At 36.9% G+C, this 24,523-nt stretch carries 24 protein-coding genes and 1 tRNA gene; 11 read left to right on the plus strand and 14 right to left on the minus strand.

What is annotated here, in order from left to right:
* Nucleotides 1-60 precede the first annotated feature (60 nt).
* From ODE14_RS11530 to ODE14_RS11545, 4 genes are all read right to left on the minus strand, one after another.
* Nucleotides 61-2,349, minus strand: a complete 2,289-nt coding sequence (locus ODE14_RS11530) for an NADP-dependent malic enzyme (RefSeq protein ID WP_248390684.1) — start codon at nt 2,347-2,349, stop codon at nt 61-63.
* A gap of 20 nt (nt 2,350-2,369) precedes the next feature.
* Nucleotides 2,370-3,221, minus strand: coding sequence for a BadF/BadG/BcrA/BcrD ATPase family protein (locus ODE14_RS11535; protein WP_263603840.1), 852 nt, complete (start codon nt 3,219-3,221; stop codon nt 2,370-2,372).
* Nucleotides 3,222-3,723: 502 nt separating this feature from the next.
* On the minus strand, nt 3,724-4,446 hold the full coding sequence (locus ODE14_RS11540) for a hypothetical protein (RefSeq protein WP_263601537.1): 723 nt from the start codon (nt 4,444-4,446) through the stop codon (nt 3,724-3,726).
* A 309-nt stretch (nt 4,447-4,755) separates the two neighbouring features.
* Nucleotides 4,756-5,016, minus strand: coding sequence for a hypothetical protein (locus ODE14_RS11545; RefSeq protein WP_248390681.1), 261 nt, complete (start codon nt 5,014-5,016; stop codon nt 4,756-4,758).
* 230 nt (nt 5,017-5,246) lie between these two features.
* Between ODE14_RS11545 and ODE14_RS11550 the strand changes: the two genes are divergently transcribed.
* The 8 genes from ODE14_RS11550 (at nt 5,247) to ODE14_RS11585 (ending at nt 14,871) form a co-directional block, all read left to right on the plus strand.
* Nucleotides 5,247-5,705 carry a GtrA family protein gene (locus ODE14_RS11550; RefSeq protein WP_263601538.1) on the plus strand — a complete coding sequence of 153 codons (459 nt, stop codon included), beginning with the start codon at nt 5,247-5,249 and terminating at the stop codon, nt 5,703-5,705.
* A 1-nt stretch (nt 5,706) separates the two neighbouring features.
* A complete protein-coding gene (locus tag ODE14_RS11555) occupies nt 5,707-6,438 on the plus strand; it encodes a lysophospholipid acyltransferase family protein (protein ID WP_248390675.1) in 732 nt (243 codons plus the stop codon).
* A 41-nt stretch (nt 6,439-6,479) separates the two neighbouring features.
* Nucleotides 6,480-7,925, plus strand: a complete 1,446-nt coding sequence (locus ODE14_RS11560) for a sugar MFS transporter (RefSeq protein ID WP_263601539.1) — start codon at nt 6,480-6,482, stop codon at nt 7,923-7,925.
* On the plus strand, nt 7,915-8,976 hold the full coding sequence (locus ODE14_RS11565) for a DUF3810 domain-containing protein (RefSeq protein ID WP_263601540.1): 1,062 nt from the start codon (nt 7,915-7,917) through the stop codon (nt 8,974-8,976). Before ODE14_RS11560 ends, ODE14_RS11565 begins: the two co-directional genes overlap by 11 nt.
* 481 nt (nt 8,977-9,457) lie before the next feature.
* Nucleotides 9,458-10,960, plus strand: a complete 1,503-nt coding sequence (locus tag ODE14_RS11570) for a vitamin K epoxide reductase family protein (protein WP_263601541.1) — start codon at nt 9,458-9,460, stop codon at nt 10,958-10,960.
* 94 nt (nt 10,961-11,054) lie between these two features.
* The gene (locus tag ODE14_RS11575) at nt 11,055-11,252 is read left to right on the plus strand and encodes a bacteriocin-like protein (RefSeq protein ID WP_248390662.1); all 198 of its coding nucleotides are present in this window, start codon (nt 11,055-11,057) and stop codon (nt 11,250-11,252) included.
* A gap of 68 nt (nt 11,253-11,320) precedes the next feature.
* The gene (locus ODE14_RS11580; RefSeq protein ID WP_263601542.1) at nt 11,321-13,513 is read left to right on the plus strand and encodes a peptidase domain-containing ABC transporter; all 2,193 of its coding nucleotides are present in this window, start codon (nt 11,321-11,323) and stop codon (nt 13,511-13,513) included.
* Nucleotides 13,514-13,566: 53 nt separating this feature from the next.
* Nucleotides 13,567-14,871 (plus strand): HlyD family secretion protein, encoded by a 1,305-nt coding sequence (locus tag ODE14_RS11585; RefSeq protein WP_263601543.1) that lies wholly within the window; start codon nt 13,567-13,569, stop codon nt 14,869-14,871.
* Nucleotides 14,872-14,925: 54 nt separating this feature from the next.
* Here the strand turns inward: ODE14_RS11585 and ODE14_RS11590 are convergent.
* From ODE14_RS11590 to greA, 7 genes are all read right to left on the minus strand, one after another.
* Nucleotides 14,926-14,999: transfer RNA gene (locus ODE14_RS11590), tRNA-Met, on the minus strand.
* Nucleotides 15,000-15,043: 44 nt separating this feature from the next.
* The gene (locus tag ODE14_RS11595; protein WP_263601544.1) at nt 15,044-16,330 is read right to left on the minus strand and encodes a peroxiredoxin family protein; all 1,287 of its coding nucleotides are present in this window, start codon (nt 16,328-16,330) and stop codon (nt 15,044-15,046) included.
* Nucleotides 16,331-16,390: 60 nt separating this feature from the next.
* A complete protein-coding gene (locus tag ODE14_RS11600; protein ID WP_248390636.1) occupies nt 16,391-16,603 on the minus strand; it encodes a signal peptidase in 213 nt (70 codons plus the stop codon).
* A gap of 5 nt (nt 16,604-16,608) precedes the next feature.
* Nucleotides 16,609-18,570: a T9SS type A sorting domain-containing protein gene (locus ODE14_RS11605; RefSeq protein ID WP_263601545.1), complete on the minus strand. Its 1,962-nt coding sequence runs from the start codon at nt 18,568-18,570 to the stop codon at nt 16,609-16,611.
* Between the two features lie 69 nt (nt 18,571-18,639).
* The gene (gene clpX, locus ODE14_RS11610; protein WP_263601546.1) at nt 18,640-19,827 is read right to left on the minus strand and encodes an ATP-dependent Clp protease ATP-binding subunit ClpX; all 1,188 of its coding nucleotides are present in this window, start codon (nt 19,825-19,827) and stop codon (nt 18,640-18,642) included.
* Nucleotides 19,828-19,892: 65 nt separating this feature from the next.
* Complete coding sequence (locus ODE14_RS11615; RefSeq protein ID WP_248390627.1) at nt 19,893-20,282, minus strand: HIT family protein; 390 nt, start codon at nt 20,280-20,282, stop codon at nt 19,893-19,895.
* A gap of 33 nt (nt 20,283-20,315) precedes the next feature.
* On the minus strand, nt 20,316-20,786 hold the full coding sequence (gene greA / locus ODE14_RS11620; protein WP_066434321.1) for a transcription elongation factor GreA: 471 nt from the start codon (nt 20,784-20,786) through the stop codon (nt 20,316-20,318).
* Between the two features lie 109 nt (nt 20,787-20,895).
* Here greA and ODE14_RS11625 point away from each other — a divergent pair, with 109 nt between their 5' ends.
* The 3 genes from ODE14_RS11625 to ODE14_RS11635 are packed head-to-tail and all read left to right on the plus strand — an operon-like array spanning nt 20,896 to nt 22,507.
* The gene (locus ODE14_RS11625) at nt 20,896-21,348 is read left to right on the plus strand and encodes a hypothetical protein (protein ID WP_263601547.1); all 453 of its coding nucleotides are present in this window, start codon (nt 20,896-20,898) and stop codon (nt 21,346-21,348) included.
* The gene (dtd, locus tag ODE14_RS11630; protein WP_263601548.1) at nt 21,348-21,797 is read left to right on the plus strand and encodes a D-aminoacyl-tRNA deacylase; all 450 of its coding nucleotides are present in this window, start codon (nt 21,348-21,350) and stop codon (nt 21,795-21,797) included. The genes ODE14_RS11625 and dtd overlap by 1 nt, the downstream gene beginning before the upstream one ends.
* Before the next feature lie 26 nt (nt 21,798-21,823).
* Nucleotides 21,824-22,507: an FKBP-type peptidyl-prolyl cis-trans isomerase gene (locus tag ODE14_RS11635; RefSeq protein ID WP_263601549.1), complete on the plus strand. Its 684-nt coding sequence runs from the start codon at nt 21,824-21,826 to the stop codon at nt 22,505-22,507.
* 75 nt (nt 22,508-22,582) lie between these two features.
* Here ODE14_RS11635 and ODE14_RS11640 read toward each other — a convergent pair whose 3' ends face one another.
* From ODE14_RS11640 to ODE14_RS11650, 3 genes are all read right to left on the minus strand, one after another.
* A complete protein-coding gene (locus ODE14_RS11640) occupies nt 22,583-23,095 on the minus strand; it encodes a hypothetical protein (RefSeq protein ID WP_263601550.1) in 513 nt (170 codons plus the stop codon).
* A 49-nt stretch (nt 23,096-23,144) separates the two neighbouring features.
* On the minus strand, nt 23,145-23,684 hold the full coding sequence (locus ODE14_RS11645; RefSeq protein ID WP_263601551.1) for a hypothetical protein: 540 nt from the start codon (nt 23,682-23,684) through the stop codon (nt 23,145-23,147).
* Nucleotides 23,685-23,788: 104 nt separating this feature from the next.
* Nucleotides 23,789-24,472: a DUF1361 domain-containing protein gene (locus ODE14_RS11650; protein ID WP_263601552.1), complete on the minus strand. Its 684-nt coding sequence runs from the start codon at nt 24,470-24,472 to the stop codon at nt 23,789-23,791.
* Nucleotides 24,473-24,523: the final 51 nt, after the last annotated feature.

Below are 24,523 nucleotides of genomic sequence, written 5' to 3' on the forward strand. Positions count from 1 at the left end.
TGAATGAAGTCTTTATCATAATTTTTAAAGATCGGTAATTTTTACATTATCCGTATTATTTTATCCTTTTTTTTCTCTTCTCTGGGCATCCAAAACAGCGATCGTGGCAAGATTCACGATTTCATCAACACTAGAGCGCATCTGAAGTACGTGAACCGGCTGTTTTAACCCCATCAAAATTGGTCCTATCACTTGTGCAACCTTCATCCCCCTGATAATTTTATAGGATAGATTGGCACTCTCAAGATTTGGGAAAATGAATGTATTGGCAGGTGTTGTTCCTAATTTTGAGAACGGGTAATCACTCAAATGATCAGAGTTCATGGCAAAATCCGGCTGGATTTCACCGTCTACAACCATTTTCGGATATTTTTCGTGAAGGATGCTTACTGCTTTTGCCACTTTTTTTGAAGTTTCAGAAATCGCGGCGAAGTTTTCAAATCCCAACATGGCAATTCTTGGTTCAATCGCAAAAGATTTTACGGTAAGTTCCGCCATTTTGGCAATATTTACCAGATCTTCAGCGGTAGGATTCTGATTGATGGAAGTATCTGCAAAGAAAATCGGTTTTTTCTCCGAAAGGATCATCATCATGGCCGATACTTTATCAACGCCTTTATCTTTTTCAATAACTTCCAGAACCGGTCTCAGGGTCGAAGCATAATTTTTTGAGAATCCAACAATCAGTCCGTCGGTATCGCCGTGTTTTAGCATCAAAGGTCCGAAATAATCTCTCTGACGAACGAATCTTTTAGCCTTATATTCATTCATCCCTTTTCTCTGGCGAAGCTTCCAAAGGGTTTCCCTGTATCTTTTTCTGTTTTCCTTCTGGTCGTCGTCACTTGGATCAATAATCGGAACATCAAGGTCAATTCCGAAACGCTCCATTTGTTCTTTAATGTATTTTTTGCTTCCTAAAAGGATAGGATAAGCAATTCCTTCTTCATAGAGAATCTGTGCGGCTTTCAGCACATTATACTCTTCGGCATTGCCTAAAGTGATTCTCTTAGGATTTGCTTTTGCCCTGTTCTGCATCATTCTCACCAGCTTTTCATCTCTTCCCATTCTGTCGAGAAGGCTGTTTTCATACTCATCGAAATCCGTAATGGTTTTTCGGGCTACCCCGCTTTCCACAGCAGCTTTCGCTACCGCACTCGAAACTTTGGTAATTAATCTGTTGTCAAATGGTTTCGGGATAAAATATTCTCTTCCGAAATGAAGATTCTGAAGGTTATAAGCAAGAATTACCGCTTCAGGCACCGGTTCTTTGGCAAGATCTGCGATGGCATGAACAGCAGCCAGCTTCATGGCTTCATTGATTGTTTTTGCCTGCACATCCAGTGCTCCACGGAAAATATAAGGGAATCCCAGCACATTGTTTACCTGGTTAGGATAATCGCTTCTTCCGGTTGCCATAATCACATCTTTCCGGGTTTCAATAGCAAGATTATAGGCAATTTCAGGATCTGGATTGGCTAATGCGAATACGATAGGATTTTCATTCATGCTTAATAACATTTCCGGTGTCATTACATTTCCTTTAGACAATCCTACGAAAACATCCGAGCCTTTCACCGCATCTTCCAGCGTATCGATATCTGTCTGAGCGACAAAGTCCAATTTTTCAGGAGTAAGGTTTTCCCGTTTATGGTTGATCACACCTTTGCTGTCGCACATCAGAACATTTTCTCTCTTTAACCCTAAAGAAATATAAAGATTGGTACATGCAATGGCAGCCGCTCCGGCTCCGTTTACCACCATTTTTACTTCTTCGATTTTTTTATTGGCGATTTTTAAAGAGTTTATCAAAGCTGCAGCAGAGATGATGGCTGTCCCGTGCTGATCGTCGTGCATCAAAGGAATATCCAGTTCTTCTTTTAATTTCTGTTCAATATAAAATGCTTCCGGAGCTTTGATATCTTCAAGGTTAATGCCTCCGAAAGTAGGAGCAATCCCTTTCACGATTTCTATAAACTTGTCGGGATCTTTTTCATTGATTTCTATATCGAAGACGTTGATGTCTGCAAAAATTTTGAACAAAAGTCCCTTTCCTTCCATTACCGGCTTTGAAGCCTCCGCACCGATATCGCCCAATCCGAGAACCGCTGTACCATTGGAAATAACCGCTACGAGGTTTCCTTTTCCAGTGTAGTCGTAAACAGTTTCCGGCTTATCGTGGATTTCCATACAGGGAACTGCAACCCCCGGCGAATACGCCAGTGACAGATCTCTCTGTGAGGAGTGCGGTTTTGAAGGAATCACTTCGATTTTTCCTTTAGGTTCGGCTTTATGATAATCTAACGCGGCCTGATTAAAGTTCTTTTCGTCGCGGTGGGTTTTACTTGACATATGATGAATTTTGTTTTTAGTTATAATATATAATGAATGTGGTAATCGACTAAACTCTCGATAGGTTTCTGTACGATCTGTCCTACATTTAAATTAAGTTCTGCCGCCGCTGCGCGCAAAACATCTTCATAGTAATAGGCAATAGAACCGATAAAATTGATCTCGGCGTCTTTTGATTCTTTGTATGGAAGCACCTGATAATCGAAGAAATTGAGCATTTCATCGTGCACCATTTTCCGTAAGTAGGGATGTTCTTTTCTTTCTACTACAAATTTATTGAAATCGGCAAGGTATGCATTGGGCCGTGTGCTGTGATACATGTTCTTCAGCACTTCATCCACTGTCAGCTTATACGTTTGTTCAAATTCTACAGAAAGATCTTCGGGAAGTTTCTGCATAAAGAATCTTCTGACAAGCTGTTTGCCAATTGCGCTTCCGCTTCCTTCATCTCCTACCAGGAATCCTAAGGAAGGCAACTGGATTTTTATATTTTGACCGTCAAAATAGCATGAGTTTGAACCTGTACCAAGAATACAAACAATGGCTGGTTTTCCTCTGTAGGCTGCATAGGCTGCTGCCGTGAGATCTTCTTTCACAATGATTTCGGCATTGGTAAAGACTTTTCCTACTTCTTCTATAATGATATCACAGTTCTGCTGAACCCCACATCCTGAGCCGTAAAAATATATTTTGGTGATTGAATTTTTTACGGAATTTAAGCTTGTATTTTTTTCAATTTCAGGAACGATAAGTTCTTTGCTGATAAAATTCGGATTGAAGCCAATAGTCTCTGCTTTCAGAAAGACGTTTTTAAATTCGTCCAGAATGATCCAGTCTGATTTTGTAGAACCACTATCAACAATAGCAACCATATTTTCCATTTTAGTTTAAGGATGCTAAATTATGAATTTATCTTGTAAGATGAGAGATTATGAACATGACATATGTGTTATTTGTGATTTCTCAATGAGGATGTATTTTGGATCATAAAGTAGGTAACTGGGAAGATATGTATTTTATTCTGATGGAACTATAATCTATTTCGGAAGATACCATAAGCATTCCAGACCATGCTGTATTGGTTTGAGACAAAGCTTTAAATACTTTGGACAAGGCAATAAATATTTTAGAAAATGGCTTATCTATTTGGAACAGAGCTTTATTTATTTTGTAAAGAGTCTTAATACTCCGGATAGCTTTTTAACTATTAAGAAATATCAACGGTATTTGTAAGTGGCAAGTTTCTAATACTGCGCTTAGATCCTTACAGGATGACAAACCATGTTTAAAAATTGGAAAAGATTTAAATACCTCATAAAACTGGTCTAAATTTTAAATGAAAGAGCTTACACAATTATGTAAGCTCTTTTGTTTTTAACGTTTCTTGAATTTTATTTTCGAAACTGCTTTATATTCCGGAGAATCGCTATCAAGAATTGTGAACAGATAGTCTTTTGCTTTGTTGAAGATATCCACGAGGTTATCTTCAGCATTGTAAACTTTTTGGTTTCTTAAACTTCTGGCTTCGTTTAAAGGAATAAATGCACTTGTAACTGCTTGTGTTGCCTGAAGCATTTTATTTTTTTCCTGCTGTAAAGTAGCTATTTGATATTCTGTTTCATTGGGATTATAATTGGGTGTATTCTGAAGAAGCGCTATCAACTGATCGTAATTATCGGTTCTAAGATCGTAGCTCATCTGCGAAACAGAGTTTTGTTTCTGTACTTCTTCCGGATCAGTTGTCGATGAGGGTTTTACTTTCCTCACCCCTTTCAGCTTTCTTGCAATAGTCATGAAATCTTCAAGTTGAGCATCTGTTACATCTTCAGTTACTTTATACATTTTGCGAAGCCTGGTGATCTTTTTGCTGATGGGAGCAAAAAGTTTTTCGCGTTGGTCTACTGCCAAAGAATAGGGAGCCACAGCGTTGTTTACAGCTTGCTGACTTGCAAATGCGGAATTGTAAATGCTTTGAAGATTGGCGAGTAATAATTTTGAGTTAGTAGGATTGTATTTTGATCCTAAATTGGCAATGTATGAGCACAATAGGTTGGCATTTGCAATGTTTTTTGCATGCCCGGTTTCATTTTTTAACATCTAGGTGTTTTTTGGATTATCGAAGTAAATTTAGAAAAAATTTTTCTTTAACAAAACGGAACAGGATATCAAGCTGTTGATAATGAAAATATTTATTACGAGTATTCTGAGGTTTCGAAAAAACTCATTGAAGTTTACGAGCAACAAATTAAAGAACTAAAAGCTGAGATCGAAGAATTGAAAAGCAAATAGGCTTGCGTGATATTTTGAAATGTTGCGCATGACATTGTTAATAATAACTAAAATAATAAAGAGAGCCGGACAAAATTCTGTTCGGCTCCCTTCAAAGTCTTCTGTATTGCATCATTGTTAATTTATTTCCGCTTTTTTATCATTAAACCGAACCAGCCAGTCTTCGATCTCATCTTCAAGATAGGATGTCTGAAGGATCATCGCGTTGATAAAATCGTCGGGAAGAGGTTCATTATTGGAGTTTTCAAGGTTCCAGAGCTCTTCGGACATATTTTCATACTCAGAATATACACGTTTGAAGCGTGAATTTTCCCGTTCTAGCGCTTCAATATTTTTTTGCTGAAGCTGGAATTTCCTGTATTTGTTTTGACTTTTCATACAAATATTATTAAAAGTGAGCGTAAATTTTTTTTGATAGTATGATTGAATCATATTACAAGATAGAAAAAACCATCAACACAAATAGTTGAAAATGAATTTATTATCAGGTGAAGCCTATATCGTTCCGGAAAATTAAAATTAGAAATTATTTTGTATCTAAAAAAATTTTTAACATCTTTTTTCAGTGTTTAACATATAGTTATAAATTTGCACATTATATCATCGGGATGAGAGATTTACTATTACGGCAGAAACAGGTTTTATTCTTCATAATCGCAGGAGGGCTCAGCGCCGTTGTTGAAATCGGGAGTTTTAAACTTTTCAGTACGGCAATCCCCCATTTCTTTCCCCGTGAAACTGATTTTCACGGAATACATTATCCTCTGAGTAATATTTTTTCCACAAGCTGCGGGATTATTACCAATTATTTCCTGAGCATATGGTTTGTCTTTGAAAGAGGAAAACATTCCAAAAGAAAAGAATTTGCTTATTTTATGGCAGTATCTTTCATCTCAACTTTTTTGAGCCTCGGGTTTTTCCAGATTTTTTACAGCTATATTTTTAAGGATACATTTAATCTTATTATCTATTCTTTAAGTCCTGAGATTATCAGCAAGATTGCTGCAATCCTTCTGGTTTCCGTGCTTAATTATTCCATCAAGAAAAAAATAATTTTTAACGGATAAGATGGCTGGAAAAATTTTAAATTATCTCTGGCGAGCCTGGCTTCTGATATTGGCCTTTGTTTTCACCCTGATTTTCGGACTTCCGGTGTATTTGTTATCATTCAACAAAAAACATTATAAATATGCATATCGGTTTGTAAGATACTGGAGCTACTGTATCTTTTACGGTATGGGCCTTCGTTACGAGCTGACCAGACTTTCCGGAGAGACGCTGGACAAAAACCAGCAGTATGTATTTATCTCCAACCATACTTCTATTATGGACATTATGCTGATGTGTATTTTATGTGCCGATCATCCCATCTGTTTTGTAGGTAAAAAAGAACTGGTAAAAATCCCGATTTTCGGAACAATTTATAAAAGAATATGCGTGATGGTAGACCGTGGAAGCGCAAGAAGCCGTGCCGATGTTTACAGAAGATGTGCCGAAAAAATGGAGGAAGGAAACAGCATTGTTATATTCCCCGAAGGCGGTGTTCCGGATGACACTACCATCATTCTGGATGAATTTAAAGACGGCGCTTTTACCCTTTCATCAAAACACAATTCACCAATCGTAATCTATACATTCGTAGGATTAAAGGAAATTTTCCCGTTTGACAATTCAAAGGGTTATCCGGGTAAAGCAAAAGTATATTTTAACGGAATTTTATATCCTTCCGCACCTCCTAAAGAGCTCAAATTGTCTTCTTTTGAGACAATAAAAAAAGTATTGCTAAAACACTATAATTAAAAGAAATAATATATATTTGTTTTCAGAAATTTTCAACAAATATGTCAAATTATTCTAAACAAACCAATTGGGGACAATTCATCCCATTGGTTACTGTATTTTTCTTCTGGGGATTTGTGGCGGCAAGTAATGACATTTTGATCCCTGTTTTCCAAAAAGCTTTTAAATTATCACAAACCGAAAGTATGCTGGTGCAAATATGCTTCTATGTTGCATACACCGTAGGTTCATTGATTTATATGGCTGTTTCCAAAGGTATAAAACAGGATTTGGTCAACAAAATCGGGTATAAAAACGGCCTTATTGTAGGTCTTCTTATTTCTGCAGCGGGAACTCTTTTGTTTTATCCTGCAGCCAACCTGCATTCTTTCCCACTAATGATTTCAGGGCTTTTTATTGTAGGGCTTGGATTTTCACTTCAGCAGATTGTGGCAAACCCTTTAGCTATTGAAGTTGGCCCCGCAGAAACAGGCTCTCAGAGGCTTACAATGGCAGGAGGAATCAATAACCTCGGAACAACGATAGGTCCGCTTATTGTATCTTTCGCGATTTTTGGTTCCGCAGCAGCTGCAACCCAGGACGTGAGTGTTGAAAGTGTAAAAGTTCCTTATCTCATTTTAGGAGCAGCCTTTGTTCTGGTAGCCATCATGCTTAAATTTTCTTCTCTTCCGGCTATCACTCCAACCATTACAGAAGATACGGAAGATATTGTTCCCGGAGAACACAGAAAGTCGGCCTTCCAATATCCGCAGCTTTTCATGGGAATGATTGCCATATTTGTATATGTTGGGGTGGAAGTTTCTACAGCAAGTAACCTTCCCGCCTACATGGAAAAAAGTTTAGGTTTTGAAACTAAAGATATAGCACCGTACATCTCTTTGTATTGGGCATCACTAATGATCGGACGTTGGACCGGCGCAGTAGAAGCATTTGACATAAGCGCAGGAGCTAAAAAGATCTTACGATTCCTAGCGCCTTACCTTGCATTCGGGGTTTTCTTACTGGTGAATGCTATTGCAAAACATGACCTGTCACATTTCTATATATATGGATTGATTATTATTGCAATGATCATCTGCGATATTATGAGTAAAGGTAATCCGGCAAGAATGCTTCTGATTTTTTCCGTAGCAGGTATTGCAGCTTTATTAATAGGAATGTTTACCAAAGGAATGGTTTCCGTATATGCTTTCACAAGTGTGGGCTTATTCTGCTCTACGCTTTGGCCTTGTATTTTTGCTCTGGCAATTAACGGTCTTGGAAAGCACACCAATGAAGGTTCCGGACTTCTGATCATGATGATTATGGGAGGTGGAATTGTAAGTCTTATCCAGGGATATGTTGCTGACATGACCAACATCCATTTCAGTTATATTGTGGGGGTAATCTGTTTTGCTTATCTTGCTTTCTATGCGATAAGGGTAAGCGGAATCCTGAAATCCCAGGGAATTGATCTTGACAAAATCACAAAAGGCAGTGGCCACTAATACATCAAAAATAGTATATAAGAAAAGATTTTGGGCAGGTTTATTACTTGCCCAATTTGTTTTGTTCTATTTATTCTCCAGATCTTCTGTAATTGTTTCTTTTTTTGAAAGTTTCTTTGAAGTTCAGAAGAAATTCCATCAGTTCATTTTTTCATGGATTCCTTTCTCCTTCGGAGATGTGCTTTATATTTTTACGGGAATCTTTCTTATATATAGCATTACCACATGCTTCAGGAAAACCAGAAGAAAAAGAGCTTTGGTACAAATTCTTATTTGTATCAATATATTTTATTTTCTTTACCAAATATTCTGGGGAATGTTATACTTCCAGACCCCGATCATCAAAAAATTAAATTCACAGGAGAAGCCAACAGTTGAGAAAGCTAAAATCTTAGCCTTACAATATCTTCAGAAATGTAAAGAAACAAGAAAACGGGCCCAGGAAGATGCAAATGGGATTTTCATCATTAAAGATCTCCATGCAGTACAGCAGGAAATCCTTAAACGCCAGACGATGCTTCCTGAAAATATTTCCGGAAAAACGGCTCCTGAAATTAATTCTTTTAAGCCCAGTATTTTTAAAAATGTGATGAGCTATACCGGAATTCTGGGATACTATAATCCATTTACTGCCGAAGCTCAATTCAACTCTCAGCTTCCAAATACATTAATACCTTTTACATCAGCGCATGAAAGTTCCCATCAGCTCGGTTTTGCAAGAGAGCAGGAAGCCAATTTTGTAGGCTATCTGATCGGGATTAATTCTACTAATGTAGAACTCCGCTACAGTACGGAATATTTTACACTAAAAAGCTTATTAAATTATATCTTGGATAAGGATCCTGCTTTTGTAAAATCTATTTTAAAAAATTACTCTCCCGAAATGAAAAAAGACAGAGCATACGAGAAAGCATTCATCTTAAAACATCAGGGTTTACTGGATGATTTTTTCGGATTTACCAACAACCTGTTTCTGAAATCCAATCAGCAGGAAGGATCTGTTACTTATTCTTATTTCATAAACCTTCTTCTTAATTACGAAAAAGCATAAAAAAACAAAAGAATCGTATCAGGCGATACGATTCTAAAAACACAAATGATGAAAAAAAATTTATTACCTTGACTTGTTCCCTCATTCAAGGCGTTGTAAAATTACAATATATTTTATAAATAAAAAAATATTTTAATATTTTTTTTCACAAATTTAGGACATTTTAAAAATTATAATTTCTGTTAACATTTCTAATAATCTTAGTTTCACTTTCAAACTTACTATCATTACTCATTAAAAGGTGATTATATCAAATATTTTTTTTTGGAATTATTTATTAAAAACATTATTACATTTTAAATTATAGTACTGGATTTACTGGGAGTACAATTATTTGATTTATTAATAATAAGTAATAATTCCCAAACATTTATTTTTATATAAACTACTTAGTAGCAATAAAATAAACATAAATCACGTTAATATGAGAAAATTTTTTGTTTTTCTCAAACATCTGCTTATTTTAGTGAAAAATATTAATATGCCATTAAATAAACTTATTAATTATCTTAAGCTTGAGAAACAGGAGTTTATGTTTCAGTTTAATTCTCACCCCAATTATCCCTCAGCATTAGCATTCAGCGACACCCTGAACTTTATGGGAGTGAGAAACGATGCATATGAACTCGACAAAGAATACTGGGATGAGCTTCCTGAAGAATTTATTGCTATTGTAGATAATAATTTTTCACTCGTTAAGAAATCAGGAAACCAGTATTCAATTTATTCTGATAAAACGATTACATTAAGTAAGGATGAACTTTACAGGAAATCTACTGATTTCGTGCTGCTCTTTGAAAAAGATCCACTAGTAAATAAATCAGCTATTACTTACAAGCCATTTTTGTATGTGATTTTTGCTATCATTGTCTTGTATTCAGTTTTAACATTTACCTGGTACGGAGCCTTATTTAATATTCTCTCACTGGCCGGAGTTTATATTTCTCTTGAAATCTTCAATCAGAAATTCGGAACTACATCTGCCGTGATAGGAAGCATCTGTGGTGATACGGCAGGAAACCAAACCGTTAATGCCTGTAATAAAATTATTAATCAGGATAAAACCAGCATTTTGGGGCTAAAGTTCTCGGATTTCTCATTGATTTATTTTATAGGAATTGCAGTTTTAGGACTTTTTTTACCTGTCACTTCTTTGGTCTTGAAAGGCTTTGCTGTCACATCATTGCTTGCTATCGGTTATTCGCTATATATCCAGGGATTTGTAGAGAAAACATTCTGCCGGGTTTGCCTTTTGATTATTTCTGTTTTAGTGGCTCAGCTTATTATTAGTATTTTTCTTTTTGAAAATATTTATTTTGATGTAAAGACTGTAATACTGAGCATCATTTTATGGGCTGTCCTGATTCTTTCTGTCGTATATCTTAATACAATTCTCGGAGAAAAGGAAAACCTTCAAAAGTCAAATGCTAAAAATTTAAGATTCAAAAGAAATTATGATCTGTTTAAAAGAGAACTTCTCGAAAATCAAAAAGTAATATTTACTGACAATGAAACATTCCTTCTAGGAAACAAAGATGCGAAAATTCATCTGTCGGTTATTTCAAATCCTTACTGCGGCTTTTGTAAAGATGCACATAAAATCATGGGGAATCTTCTTCAAAAATATCCGGACATCTCCGTTCAGATGAGGTTTAATTATTCCCCGGATAAGCAGAATGAAAAATTCACCAATCTCATCTCTGATTTTATGTATACCTATAAAAATAAAACTTCCGAAGATTTTTTAAACCTTGTTGAATATTGGTTTGAAACAAAGGATGAAAACAAAACAAGACTGAAAGCAGGGATTACTTCAGGCAATGAAGATCTTTCTCCGCTTATCAGCATGTCGGCCGAAAACAGAAATTCAGGACTCAATTTCACACCGATTATTCTGATCAATGGATATCAGTTTCCCGATAAGTATGACCGTGAAGATATATATTATTTTATGGATGAACTTATGGAAGATGATGATATCTAATAAAAATACTTTTCACACTATAAAATTCACTAAATTAGGAAAAAATTAAACAGGAATAGAGAATACATAAAACAACAAGTTAATTTATAATACTATGAAAAATCTAAAAAAACTTTCACGAGAAAACTTAAAATCAGTAAAAGGAGGAATAACTCCGGAATGCGTTGCTGCACAACAAGCGGCCGTAGCATGCTATTCTACCCTTGCAGCCTGCCAGGCTGACCCGAATTCCTATGATCCTACTTTCGGAACTTCATTTTGCATGCATTATTGCAACAGATACTGCTATTAAAAGTTAATCTTTTAAAAAATTATAGTTGTCGCTGGTAAAGCGACAACTTCTAAATAAAAAATACATCCTTGAAATCCTTTCCCTTTTACCTTCAGCCTGATTCCAAAGACTGCGGACCTACGTGCCTTCGTATCGTCAGCAAATACTATGGTAAAACCATTTCCCTGCAGCAGATCCGCAACCTCTCGGAGACCACCCGCGAAGGAAGCAGCCTTCTGGGGCTGAGTGATGCTGCCGAAGATTTGGGATTCCGTTCCATGGGCGTTCAGATCGACTTCAATACCCTGGCCGAAGAAGTACCCCTTCCCTGCATTGTGCACTGGAACAAAAACCATTTTGTGGTCATTTATAAAATTGACAAAAACAGAAAAGTATATATTTCCGATCCAAGCTATGGGCTCATTACCTACGCTCCGCAGGAATTCATCAAGCTCTGGATTGGTGAAAACGCCAATGAAAAAACAGAAGAAGGCATTGCCCTGATTTTAGAAACAACCCCTGCGTTCTTCCAGACCGAATTTGACGATAAAGAAAGCAAAGCCAGCTTTTCCTTTCTTTCAAAATATCTCTTAAAATATAAATCCCTGGTCATCCAGCTGGCCATAGGACTTCTGGCAGGAAGTTTATTGTCCCTGATTTTCCCTTTCCTTACCCAGAGCATCGTAGACGTAGGCATCCAGAACCAGGACCTGAATTTCATTTACCTGGTCCTTCTCGCCCAAATCATGCTCTTCATCGGAAGAATGGGAATCGAGGTGATCCGGAGCTGGATTTTACTGCACCTTTCCGCAAGGATCAATATTTCCATTATCTCCGATTTCTTTATCAAGCTCATGAAGCTGCCCATCAGCTTTTTTGATACCCGAATGACGGGAGATATCATGCAGAGGATTAATGATCATCACAGGATCGAGCAGCTCTTAACCAGCTCTTCGCTTAACACGCTCTTTTCCCTGGTGAACCTCATTATATTCAGCATCGTCCTTCTGTTTTATGATTACAGACTGTTTGTTGTATACCTGGTGGGTGCGGCAGCTTATATCGGGTGGATCAGCTTTTTCCTGAAAAAAAGAAAAGAACTCGATTATAAAAGATTTTCCCAGGTTTCCCAGGAACAGAGCAAGGTGATTGAACTTATCAACGGCATGCAGGAAATTAAAATGCACAATGCCGAAAAACAAAAACGCTGGGACTGGGAGTTTCTCCAGGTAAAGCTTTTTAAAATCCGGATCAAATCTCTATCCCTGGAGCAGTGGCAGTCCGTGGGAGGGAATTTCATCAACCAGATGAAGGATATCCTGGTAAGCTTTCTTTCTGCAAAACTGGTGTTAAGCGGAAATTTAACGCTGGGAATGATGCTCTCCGTGCAGTACATCATCGGACAGCTCAACAGCCCTTTGCTGCAGCTTATCGATTTTATCAAACAATCCCAGGATGCCAAAATTTCACTCGAAAGACTGGGCGAAATTCATGATAAAGACGATGAGGAAAATCCGGACGAGCAATATACCCATGATCTTCCCCAAAAGGATATTGAAGTTGAAAATCTCTCTTTCCGCTATATCGGTTCAGAAGTGCATGTTTTTGAAAATTTAAATTTAAATATTCCTTATCAGAAAACTACCGCCATTGTTGGGGCCAGCGGAAGCGGGAAAACAACCCTGCTCAAGCTCCTGATGAAGTTTTATGAACCCAATGAAGGGGAAATAAGGCTGGGTAACACCAAGCTTAAGAATATTTCTCCCCGTTTCTGGAGGGATCATTGCGGAGTGGTGATGCAGGAGGGCTATATTTTTAATGATACCATTGCCAACAATATTGCGGTGGGTGAAGATTATCCTGATAAGAAAAAACTGCGTAAAGCAGTAGAAATAGCCCATATTAAAGATTTTATCGAAGAACTTCCTTTAAGCTACAACACCAAGATCGGAAATGAAGGCCTGGGAGTAAGCGGCGGACAAAAGCAAAGGCTTTTCATCGCAAGGGCCGTATACAAATCCCCGGAATATATTTTCTTCGATGAAGCCACCTCCGCACTGGACGCCAATAATGAAAAGGTAATTATGGAAAACCTAGAGCAGTTTTTTAAAGGTAAAACGGCCGTGGTAATTGCCCACAGGCTTTCCACTGTAAAACATGCCGATAAAATCATTGTTTTAGACAAAGGAAAAGTGGTGGAAGAAGGAAACCATGCTCAGCTCGTGGCTTTAAAAGGAGAATATTACCGTCTGGTAAAAAATCAATTGGAACTTGGAAATTAATGGACTTTGTTAAAGTTCTCAAGCTTTGACAAAGTTTTACAATACAACATATTTTGGAAACGAAGAAAGACATTTTAGACAATATAGAACTCCGTTCTGAAAGCGTTCAGGATATCCTTACCCAGCCGCCTCACTGGATGATCCGCTGGGGAAACACCATTATTTTTTTAATCCTGGTGATGATTCTCATCATGAGCTATATCATACGCTATCCGGAATTTATTCCCGCCCCTATCGTGGTTACCTCACAGAATCCGCCCGAAAAGCTCGAGGCACGTACCAATTCGAAAATCGAAAAAATATTCATCAAAGACCATCAGCATGTTAAAAAAAATGAAGTCCTGATGGTGATGCAGTCAACGGCCAATTATAAAGACATCCTACAGCTGAAAAAGCTGGTAGACTCTATTACACCGGATCAGCTGGCCCGATTTCCACTCAGCGAAACTTCCCATTTTAAACTCGGGGAACTGCAGGGCGATTACAACAGTTTTGCAAAGGCGTTTCAGGATGAAGCTTTGTTTACAAGGTTACAGCCTTATGCCCCTGAAAATATTGCCGCCAACCAGAGCCTATCCGAATACAGAGTAAGAATCGCAACCCTTAAACAACAGAAAAGCCTCGAACAGGCAAAGTATGAAATCACCAGAAAAAATTACCAGCGCTCACAGGAATTGTTTAACCAGGGGGTTATTGTCGCCGTAGAACTGGAAAATGAGAAAATTAAATTCCTCCAGGCGCAGCAGAACCTGGAAAACATCAATATTTCCTTGTCCCAGATCGAAGAAGGAATCTCTAATGTCAATAAAACAAAAAGCGGAACGGTAATCAATACCGAAAAAGACAAAATTACCTATTCTTCACAGACATTACAGCTTTTTGAGCGACTCAGGAAATCCCTCAAACAGTGGGAACAAAATTACCTGATCATCTCCAATACCGATGGTGAGGCCAGCTTTCAGCAGTTCTTCGGGGAAAACCAGTTTGTAAAGGCGGGAGACGCAATTTTATCCATCCTCCCGGACAAAAGAGAAAAACTGGTGGGAAGAATGTCTGTTCCTGCAACGAATTCAGGGAAAATCATTACCGGGGAGAAAGTGCTCATCAAGCTCGATAATTACCGATACCAGGAATATGGCATCGTGGAAGGAAAAGTCCAGAACATCTCCCTCTCTCCAGACAAAGAAGGAAACTACTATGTAGATGTAGCACTCCCTAAAGGTCTGAAAACTTCCTACAATAAAACGCTTCCCTTCGATAAAGAATTAAAAGGAAATGCCGAAATCGTAACACAAGACCTCAGGCTCATCGAAAGGTTCTTCTACCAAATCAGAAAATTATTGGGATATCAAAGGTAAATTGAAAAAGTATAAAAAAATAAAAACCGAAACATTACTGTTTCGGTTTTTTTGTAGCGAAGACGGGAATTGAACCCGTGACCTCAGGGTTATGAATCCTGCGCTCTAACCAACTGAGCTACCTCGCCGTTTTGGTGGTGCAAATATAGAAAATATTTACAAGTAACCAAAATTATTTTAATTTAAAATATTCCAAAACATCGCCTACATGCTCTGGTTTATTGATTATCTTATTGTTAGCATCCAAAATAAAATACGTTGGTGTAGCATGAACATTATAGGTATCTGCATAACTGCTGTTCCATCCTCTCAATTCTGAATCATTCACCCACGGAAATGCGCTGATTTTTTTAGTATATGAATCTTTATCAACATCCAATGATAAACCGACGATCTGAATATTTCTTGCTTTCAAATCATTATATTTTGCCAATAATTGCGGTAGCTCACTTTCACAATGAGAACATGTTGATGACCAGAATATCACTACCTTTTTATCCGCTTTTATATCATGAAGTGTTTTGGCATTAGTATTAACCGGTGCCTGAAAAGTGTAATTAGGGAAAACCGCTCCAATTTCGACGTTGGCATTAGATTTTATGGTAGACGCCAATCGGTCCGTGATTGTACATTTAAGATTTTTAGCCAGCCCAAGATATTTGGTTTTAAAATCCTGCATGTCGTAAACATCAAAAATATCAATCAGCTCAGAAAGAACAGTCTGCCCTCTGGGAGTTTCTACTTTTAACCTGTCAAGGAGCTTATCTACAGACGTACTCACATTAGTATTTCCACCTGTATTGAGATACGAAACCAAAACCGGTCTCAGTAAAGACGAGGTTTCGAGCATGTCGTTTGATTTATCGATGAAATTAATGATATCATCCTGACTCACTTTTTTAGAAGCATCATTAGAAAGAAATTTGCTGTAATTGGTATTGTAATAATAAATAAAAGGATGCTGAGCCTGATCAATACCTTCAGAACCTCCGCTAAGTCTGCTGATTTCGGCTTTAAGTGCCTTTCCAAATTCTGTATTGTCTTTATAGTATTCTTTAATTTGTGACAATGCAGGAAGTATAAGCTCTTTTTTCTGGGAACCCTCCTGCTGTTTACTCATAAGGTCATTTGCTTCATCAAGATATACGATATCTTTAATTTTATTAGCCTGCGTTTCGAGTTTTATATTTACATTTTTATTTTCCGAAATAAAATTAAATGTATTGTTAGACCCCGGAAAATAAGCCTTCATCATCCCCATATAATTTTTAGGATACTTAAAGACCCATGTATTATTTTTACTTTTTTCTTTTGAAAAAATGATGTCTTTGGAACCGTTTAAGGTATATAAAATAGCGTCTTGATCTGTAAAATCTGAAGGAGCCTGTATGGTAACTGTAAACTGAGCCTGCAATGAAAATGCGGCTGTAATAGCCGATAACGTAAAAATCTTTTTCATAATGTAAAAATAGAAAAACTCCCTGAGTAATCAGGGAGTTTAATATTATTTTAATAAAATTTATATTTTCTTAAGCATATATTTTTTGCCGAAAATTAGTATCAATAAGATCGCAATAATGGCAAGTAAATATACATACATAGCCACTGGAGCAGATTCTGATCCTGTCCCGTTCCCCCCATTACCGCCACCTCCGGGAATTGGCGGCTGCGCACTAATCCATAAGACAGGTAAGAGAAAGAAAGCTATGACTAGTTTATTTATAGTTTTCATATATTCTATTTTAAAATTTTTGCATTAACAATCTCTCCTTTGTCAGATACTACTTTCACTACATAAGCATTTTTAATCTTACCATCTAATTCTATAACAAAATCACGTGATGTATCTACAGCTTTTCTAGAGATAACTAATTTTCCACTCATATCATAAACTTCAATATCAGCTTTTTTCCAGTTGGGATCAAATCTTACAAAATAGTTTGCTATCGACGGATCATATATTACAAGTGTTCTTGGAGAAGCTCCTGCCGTTTCAGTAGTCGCTAAAACAATATTGCTAGGTTCTCCGTAATACAGATCATATTCAGCACCTGTTACAGGTATTATCTGACCTTGTTTTGCTTCTTGTACTGTTCCATTTGGCGCCTTATAATAAAATCCTATTCCGGAAGAAAGTGCATGAGCCCCATTTGCAATAGGTTCTGCATTTTCTTTAATTTCAAACTTATAAGATGTAACCTGATCTGTATAATAATTAACAAGTTTTACATTTTTACCTTTAAAATTAAGCTCGTTGGCTTCATTAATGTATAGCCAGTAGTTAAGATAATTATTATCATACCCTCCATTTAAAGCTTCTTCAAAAGTACCGATCATATTTTTACCGGCAGAAGCCTGAACGGATGTTGCCGCAGAAGTTTGATGTCCAGTAGTGAAAGTCGGGGAAACCACATAATAAGTCCTAGATAATTCTTTTCCGTTGACATCAAGACCAATCACACCTAACTGCTTCACTGTTCCTGTAGAAGTTGTTTTTGCAGCAACAACGCTATAGTCAGTTGACGCCGCTCTTACAGTTCCGCTAAACCTTCTCAAGGTGTTAAAATTTAATGTTTGAGGTGAATTATCTCTCAGCTTAATTTTAAAAGTTTGCATTGGTTTTATAATAAGACCAGTATCCCCTACCGGGATTCCGTTTGTATCAAAAGTCTGTACTATAGAGCCTGTTGCATAAGTTGAGCCATTCGCAAGGGTAATGACTGTGCCTGGATTATATTCAATACCCCATATATTGGACACAGCGTTTCCGTCTGTTACACCCGCACTTTCATTATAGCCTATTCTGGATAAGTCTATATTCGTAAGAAACGGATTACCAAATTGGTAGAAATTCTTCCCAAATGTTCCGGACCAAGGTGTGGTTGTAAATTCAAAGCTGTCATCAAGATAAGTATTATACTTTTCATTGTACACATTTTTATTACTGCCGCTAGGGCCAAAGTTCACATTCCCTCCATTCTGTAGTGTTAATGGAGCTGAAAGATTGGTATAAGGCTGACCATGGAGCGTAAATACGGATCCTGTTGCAGTTGGTGCAATAGTAGTGAGTGAAACAGGTGGAGTACTTGCATCCAAATCATTATTTTTGGATTTCAGCATGTAATATCCTGTAGGATCACTTGTTGCGGATGCTAAACTTGTAAAATGAACAGAGACCACATTCGTATTATCCCACTTTAAAACTGGGTTATCGTACCTGCTTGTATTAAACGTCTTTCCGAATTCCGTAGATAAGCTGCTGACTGTTTTACCGTTAAACGGCATAGCAATCTGCTGAAAATAACTATTGCTGTTTCCATGTCTACCTGTGCGAAATTCTTTGGTAACAACACCCGTAATATTGGATTGAGATAGTCCGTTGATGTAAAGCTGGCCGTAAGTAGAAGATGCGTATGTATTAGGATCATTAAGACGTAATACAATATTTCCGCCGTTTGTTTTATTGGCTCCTCCGGTAGTAATGGTTTTGAAACCATCACCGGATACGCCGTCAATCATGATGTTGCCGTGAACATCGATTATACCGGAGCCTCTTGTTTGGAACCCGCCTCCGGAATATAATAAAGTACCGTCACTAACATAGGTAATAGCTGTATCATCTATGTGTACTAGAATATTCTGCGCCTGAACAGAATAAGTAGCTGCTAATAGACCAATAGCAAATAAATTTTTTCTCACTGTATGTAGTTATTTGTGTGTTAATATACCTGCAAAGGTATATTTTTTTTAATTAAAAACAAAAATATTTTAATTTTTTACAAAAATATTGTCCTCAGACAGGATTATTTCTTTTTCTTCACCAATCGAAAACATATAATCTTCAAGAACTTTTTCAGTAGTTCCTCTCAATCCTCTTGCCCCTAAACCTTTTTCAATAGTTTCCTCTACGATTTTTTCAATAGCACCGTCTGTAAAAACAAGCTTGGTACCATCCATTTTGAAAAGCTCTATAAACTGGTTAACAATTGAGTTTTTAGGTTCTTTCATAATCCTTACCATTGTTTCTTTTGTCAATTTATCAAGGTAGGTGATAATCGGGAATCTTCCCAGAAGTTCAGGAATTAATCCGAAAGAACGGAGATCAATAGCATTTATATTTGTTAAAATGTATTCATCTTCATTGGTATTATTGATTTTCTCTGCACTGAAACCAATAGCCTGTTTATTCATTCTGCGCTCAATAATTTCCTTAATCCCATCGAACGCGCCTCCTGCAATGAACAAAATATTTTGTGTATTTACCTGAATATATTTCTGGTCCGGATGTTTTCTTCCTCCCTGCGGCGGTACGTTTACAATATTTCCCTCCAAAAGTTTAAGCAAGCCCTGCTGTACCCCTTCTCCGGAAACATCTCTTGTAATGCTCGGATTGTCAGATTTTCTTGCAATTTTATCTATTTCATCAATAAAAACAATACCTCTCTCTGCTTTTTCCACATCATAATCTGCGACCATCAGTAATCTTGACAGAATACTTTCAACATCTTCTCCTACATATCCTGCTTCAGTTAAAATAGTAGCATCTACAATACAGAAAGGAACATTCAGTTCGCGTGCTATGGTTTTAGCCAATAAAGTTTTTCCGGTTCCGGTTTCACCAATCATGATGATGTTGGACTTTTCAAGCTCAACTTCGCGGTTTTCGTCCTGAGCATGAAGCAATCTTTTATAATGATTATAAACAGCGATTGACAGTTGTTTTTTTGCCTGATCCTGTCCGATCACATATTGATCAAGAAATTCTTTGATTTCTTTAGGTTTCTTTAATTCTTCTATATTTTCAGCCGGGGAAAATCCTGTTTTTACCGAACTGTCCTTCACAATAGCATGTGCCTGCTCGATACAGTTTTCACAAATAAAACCATTCTGACCGGAAATCAGCATCTGCACTTCATTTCTCTTTCTTCCGCAGAAAGAACACTGGTTTGAATTCATTAGTATATATAAATATATGTATAGATTAAATAAACCCGTAAAAAGTTACGAGTTTATTGTTTTTTTTAGGAATTAATGATCGAGTTCTGAATCTCAACGTATTCTTCGTTTGTTAATTTAAGTCTTTCATTTTTGAAATTCATATCTTCCACCTGATTTAGAGGAATCAAATGAATATGGGCATGGGGAACTTCAAGCCCTACTACTGCCACTCCTACCCGTACACAAGGTATTGCCGTTTTTATTTTTTTGGCAACTTCTTGAGTAAAACCCCAAAGGTTTTTATATTCTTCACTTTCAAGATCAAAGATAAGGTCCACTTCTTTTTTGGGAACTACTAAAGTATGTCCTTTTACCAAAGGCATTGCATCCAGAAAAGCGATAAAGTTTTCATCCTCGGCAATTGTATATGAGGGAATTTCGCCATTGATGATCTTTGTGAATATTGTACTCATTTTCTTTGTGTTGAGATTGATTTTTTTACTGAATTAAAGGGTAATTTCTAATACTTCAAAAGAAAGTTTATTGCCGTTAGGAAGTGTAATGTCTGCGGTTTCACCAACAGCCTTACCTAAAAGCCCTTTTGCAATCGGGGTATTCACAGAAATTTTTCCGGCCTTAAGATCACTTTCATTATCAGGAACCAAAGTAAATACCTGTTCTTTTTTAGTGGCATTATTCATCAATCTTACTGTGGTAAGAATAGAAACTTTTGAAGTATCCAGCTGACTTTCATCTATGATCTTGGAAGTAGCAATAATATCTTTGAGCTTAGAAATTCTCATTTCAAGCATTCCCTGGGCTTCTTTCGCGGCATCATACTCTGCATTTTCAGACAGATCTCCCTTATCTCTTGCCTCTGCAATCTGCTGGGTGATTTTTGGTCTTTCCACAGTTTCCAACTGTTCCAGCTCAGCTTTCATTTTGTCTAATCCCTCCTTTGTAACATAGCTTGCCATAATTTTCAAAATTTAGTTTTAGTATAAAAAAATAATCCGACATTTGCCGGACAATGTTTTCGAGTTGTAATCGTTTAATTTCTACAAATATATAAAAATTTAAATTGAAATGAAAAAAACTTTTTCAATATTATCTATAATCACGTTGTTGATTTTCAGCAATTTAGCAATAAAATCCTGTGGAAGCACAGAAGATACCGTAAGTTGCTTCCCGAATAACCCCATTAATGTTACGCTTAATCTTAATCTTCCTGCTTATTACCCGCTGAACCAGGTTGGCGGATGGGTATATATCAACGAGCAACAATCCGGTACAAGAGGACTGATTATTGTAAGAGCTTCCGATACCACATTTAAAGTGTACGACCGTAATGCTCCGCACATTTGTCCCGACAGCAATACAACCTTAGAAGTACAAGATAATATCAGAATCGTTTGCCCGAAAGATAATGCCCAATGGATTTTATTAACCGGACAGCCTACCGCAGTAGCCAATGTACAGCCTAAAACGTATCTTTATAATTATGATCCTTCGGGGAAAATTTTAAGTGTTACATACTAATGAAAACAGTCATTCAAAGAGTTTCGGAATCTCATGTAAAAGTTGACGGGAATATTGTGGGAGAAATCGGAAAAGGACTTATGCTTCTTGTCGGAATTGATGAAAATGATACAAAAACCGATGCAGACTGGCTCGTTCAGAAGATTCTTAATTTACGGGTTTTCGGGGATGAGGATGGGAAGCTCAATCTTTCAGTACAGGATATTAAAGGTGAAATTCTCTGCATCAGCCAGTTCACCCTAATTGCCGATTACAAGAAAGGAAACCGCCCATCTTTCATTAAAGCTGCAAAGCCTGATAGAGCGATTCCGCTTTTCGATTATTTTAAACAAGAGCTCTCAAAATCCGGACTGAAAACAGAGAGCGGAATCTTCGGTGCCGATATGAAAGTTTCATTAATCAATGACGGGCCGGTAACAATTGTGATGGATTCCATTATAAAAGCTTAAATTCGCAGAAAAATATATTTAAAACAATGAAAAAAACATTATTTACGTTAGTTCTTTTAGCAGGAGTACATCTTGCATCTGCTCAGAAATCTTATACAGATGAGCAAAAAGCTTCTTATTATATCGGTCTTGACATCGCTGAAAACATGAAAAAACAAGGCTTTCCGGCAGATCCTGAGTTATTGGCTCAAGGCTTCAAAGATGCATTCGGAGACAAAGCGAGTTTATTTCCTAAGGAAGAAATGGCTACTTTCATGCAGAATTTCATGCAGAAGCAGAATGAAAAAAAGCAGGCTGAAGCTAAATTAAAAGCAGAAGAAAATAAAAAGAAAGGCGCAGATTTTTTAGCAAAAAACAAGCTGAACAAGAATATCAAAACCACAGCAAGCGGTTTGCAGTATGAAGTGTTGAAAGAAGGCGACGGAAAGACAAAACCCGCTGCTACCAGTACAGCAAAAGTAACATACACCGGGAAGCTGATGGACGGAACCGTATTCGATTCTACGGATAAAAACGGCGGACAACCCATCGAACTGAATCTTTCCGGAGTAATTAAAGGTTGGACAGAAGGAATTCAGCTGATGTCAAAGGGAGCAAAATACAGGTTTTATATTCCGTCTGACCTTGCTTACGGAGATAACGGAGCCGGTGGTGTGATCCCTCCGGGTGCAACGCTTATTTTTGATGTCGAGCTGGTTGACTTCAAATAGTTATTAAGTAACATTTACAAAATAAAAACGTCTTTCATTACTGAAAGACGTTTTTCAAATAAACTTTTATAAAAACTAATTCGCAGGAATACTGCTGAAGTTAAGTGCGATTCTGAGATTCATGTCTGAACTTGTCTGATTTTTTAGCTCATACACTGTTCTTACCGTAACGCCAGTGCTTTTTACCACTTCATCCAGAAAACCAGAATTTTCCAGATCAAGCGTAAGGTTTGAAGCATCCGTGGAAATATTGGTTCTTGAAGCAACCAATCTCTCGCCCGTTCCGCTGGATGAAATATATACTTTAATTGATTTAAAGGCACTTAGATTTCCTCCTGAAGGTGTCACAACAGAAACCTTAGCATCAGAAATTCGTACGTCTTTTATTTTGGCATTGTTATTTCCCCCGAACCAGGTCTGAACATTAGATGCCGTGGCGGTAGAAGAAACTTCTTTATCTGCAGGAACGCCAGTTGAAATCAAAACATTAGCTGTATAAGGAAATGTATTCTGAACCAACGACTGCACGGTGCCGCAGCTTACCAAAGCAATTGAGGCTACTGCCGCTGTCAAAACGATATTTTTCATAATGATAAATTTTAAAAGTTGAAGCAGAAACTATACCAAATTGTTTAAATTATTCTAAGCTTACTGTAAAGCTTCCTTTTGTATTTCCTGAAGCCATATTGCTTTTTCCGATAATGAGCCAGACTTCACCTTTTTCTTTAATATCGTACGTAAGGTCACGCCCGAAAGGCCCGTCATAATCGCCATTCGGTAATTTTATCTGGTTAAATCTGATATTAAAATCCTTTTCTTTTGTAGAAATTTTCGCTTTTATTTTTGGCTGATTGAAGTTGATGATTTTAAGAACAAATTCCTGCCCGTCTTTTGTGAATTCTTCTCCCAAAGTAAGTGGAAACCGTTCTCCATCAACTGTTCTTATAATCTGTCCGTCCTTAACTTCTCTCATAACACCGGTACGCAAAACTTCTTTCGTTTTCGGAGCATTGTTGATCACAGAATCTTTCATTTTCAATACTGCAGAATCAGTTTTTTCTGTTGTAACCGGTTGCTGAACAGCAGCCAATGAATCTGTATTCTGTGTTTCAGTAACGGATGACTCTTTTTTACATGAAAATATAACAAGAGGAATAAGCAAAAATAATTTTTTCATAACAACTATTTTTTTGAATGTAATAAGCCAGCGGCTTTTTAAAGTTTATTGAGAAGCGAAAATTGTTCCATTGATACATTATTTTAAAAGAGAAAAATCATGCTTTATTGATTTTTGGCAGCAACAGTTTGCCTGTCAATACTTTTTACAGATTTCATCATGAAATACATAAAATTAAGCATTACCCCCATGAATACAGTGACGCCCCAGGTTTGTGCATGGTTCATAGGATAAACAATTCTAACCAAAATGTCGTTAAAAAGACCAAAAGGATTATTGATAACATCCCAACTGTTCCATCGCAAAAATCTCCCCAGATAAACACCAAACCCGGTAAGGAATAAAAATGAAATGATGATGATCCTGATGGTTGATTGTTTAAAATAAGCTAAAAGTAATTTTTCAATATCGAAAAGACTTATAAAACCACAAAACAATCCTGTCCATGCATAAGAAAGAATAACTACCAAATCGTACCATATCGGTATGGAATTTCTGCTTTTCAGATCAAAAAGGTCTGTCAGAATATATGGTGAATTCGGAAAGAAAAGAATCCACACCGCTATTGCTGCAAAAACAGACAGCTTACTTCTGATCTTAAAAAGCATTAGAAAACTGCTGATAACGAACGGGATCCACGCAAGAAACAAATTCCAGTTGAGAAACAAAAACACTTTCGTGTCACCGATATAATATCTGAAAACTGAAAGACTAAAACAAAACAATGTCATTAAAGCCAACAAAAAAGTGATTTCAAATCTTTCGATTTCTTTTAATTTTCTGATCATTTTAAATTTGATTTAATTTGTAATACATCATCTGTCATTTAGAATTGTTTC

It is taken from the genome of Chryseobacterium sp. PET-29 (assembly GCF_025736815.1).
Lineage (GTDB): Bacteria > Bacteroidota > Bacteroidia > Flavobacteriales > Weeksellaceae > Chryseobacterium > Chryseobacterium nepalense.

Excerpts from the sequence above, each read along its gene's own strand:
- ODE14_RS11615 (WP_248390627.1), bottom strand. The coding sequence starts at position 20,282 with ATGAGTACAATATTCACAAAGATCATCAATGGCGAAATTCCCTCATAT.
- ODE14_RS11545 (WP_248390681.1), bottom strand. The coding sequence starts at position 5,016 with ATGAAAAGTCAAAACAAATACAGGAAATTCCAGCTTCAGCAAAAAAAT.
- ODE14_RS11570 (WP_263601541.1), top strand. The coding sequence starts at position 9,458 with ATGCCATTAAATAAACTTATTAATTATCTTAAGCTTGAGAAACAGGAG.
- ODE14_RS11650 (WP_263601552.1), bottom strand. The coding sequence starts at position 24,472 with ATGATCAGAAAATTAAAAGAAATCGAAAGATTTGAAATCACTTTTTTG.
- ODE14_RS11600 (WP_248390636.1), bottom strand. The coding sequence starts at position 16,603 with ATGAAAACTATAAATAAACTAGTCATAGCTTTCTTTCTCTTACCTGTC.
- ODE14_RS11575 (WP_248390662.1), top strand. The coding sequence starts at position 11,055 with ATGAAAAATCTAAAAAAACTTTCACGAGAAAACTTAAAATCAGTAAAA.
- greA (WP_066434321.1), bottom strand. The coding sequence starts at position 20,786 with ATGGCAAGCTATGTTACAAAGGAGGGATTAGACAAAATGAAAGCTGAG.
- ODE14_RS11645 (WP_263601551.1), bottom strand. The coding sequence starts at position 23,684 with ATGAAAAAATTATTTTTGCTTATTCCTCTTGTTATATTTTCATGTAAA.
- ODE14_RS11560 (WP_263601539.1), top strand. The coding sequence starts at position 6,480 with ATGTCAAATTATTCTAAACAAACCAATTGGGGACAATTCATCCCATTG.
- ODE14_RS11625 (WP_263601547.1), top strand. The coding sequence starts at position 20,896 with ATGAAAAAAACTTTTTCAATATTATCTATAATCACGTTGTTGATTTTC.
- ODE14_RS11550 (WP_263601538.1), top strand. The coding sequence starts at position 5,247 with ATGAGAGATTTACTATTACGGCAGAAACAGGTTTTATTCTTCATAATC.
- ODE14_RS11530 (WP_248390684.1), bottom strand. The coding sequence starts at position 2,349 with ATGTCAAGTAAAACCCACCGCGACGAAAAGAACTTTAATCAGGCCGCG.
- ODE14_RS11640 (WP_263601550.1), bottom strand. The coding sequence starts at position 23,095 with ATGAAAAATATCGTTTTGACAGCGGCAGTAGCCTCAATTGCTTTGGTA.
- clpX (WP_263601546.1), bottom strand. The coding sequence starts at position 19,827 with ATGAATTCAAACCAGTGTTCTTTCTGCGGAAGAAAGAGAAATGAAGTG.
- ODE14_RS11535 (WP_263603840.1), bottom strand. The coding sequence starts at position 3,221 with ATGGTTGCTATTGTTGATAGTGGTTCTACAAAATCAGACTGGATCATT.
- dtd (WP_263601548.1), top strand. The coding sequence starts at position 21,348 with ATGAAAACAGTCATTCAAAGAGTTTCGGAATCTCATGTAAAAGTTGAC.
- ODE14_RS11555 (WP_248390675.1), top strand. The coding sequence starts at position 5,707 with ATGGCTGGAAAAATTTTAAATTATCTCTGGCGAGCCTGGCTTCTGATA.
- ODE14_RS11595 (WP_263601544.1), bottom strand. The coding sequence starts at position 16,330 with ATGAAAAAGATTTTTACGTTATCGGCTATTACAGCCGCATTTTCATTG.
- ODE14_RS11540 (WP_263601537.1), bottom strand. The coding sequence starts at position 4,446 with ATGTTAAAAAATGAAACCGGGCATGCAAAAAACATTGCAAATGCCAAC.
- ODE14_RS11635 (WP_263601549.1), top strand. The coding sequence starts at position 21,824 with ATGAAAAAAACATTATTTACGTTAGTTCTTTTAGCAGGAGTACATCTT.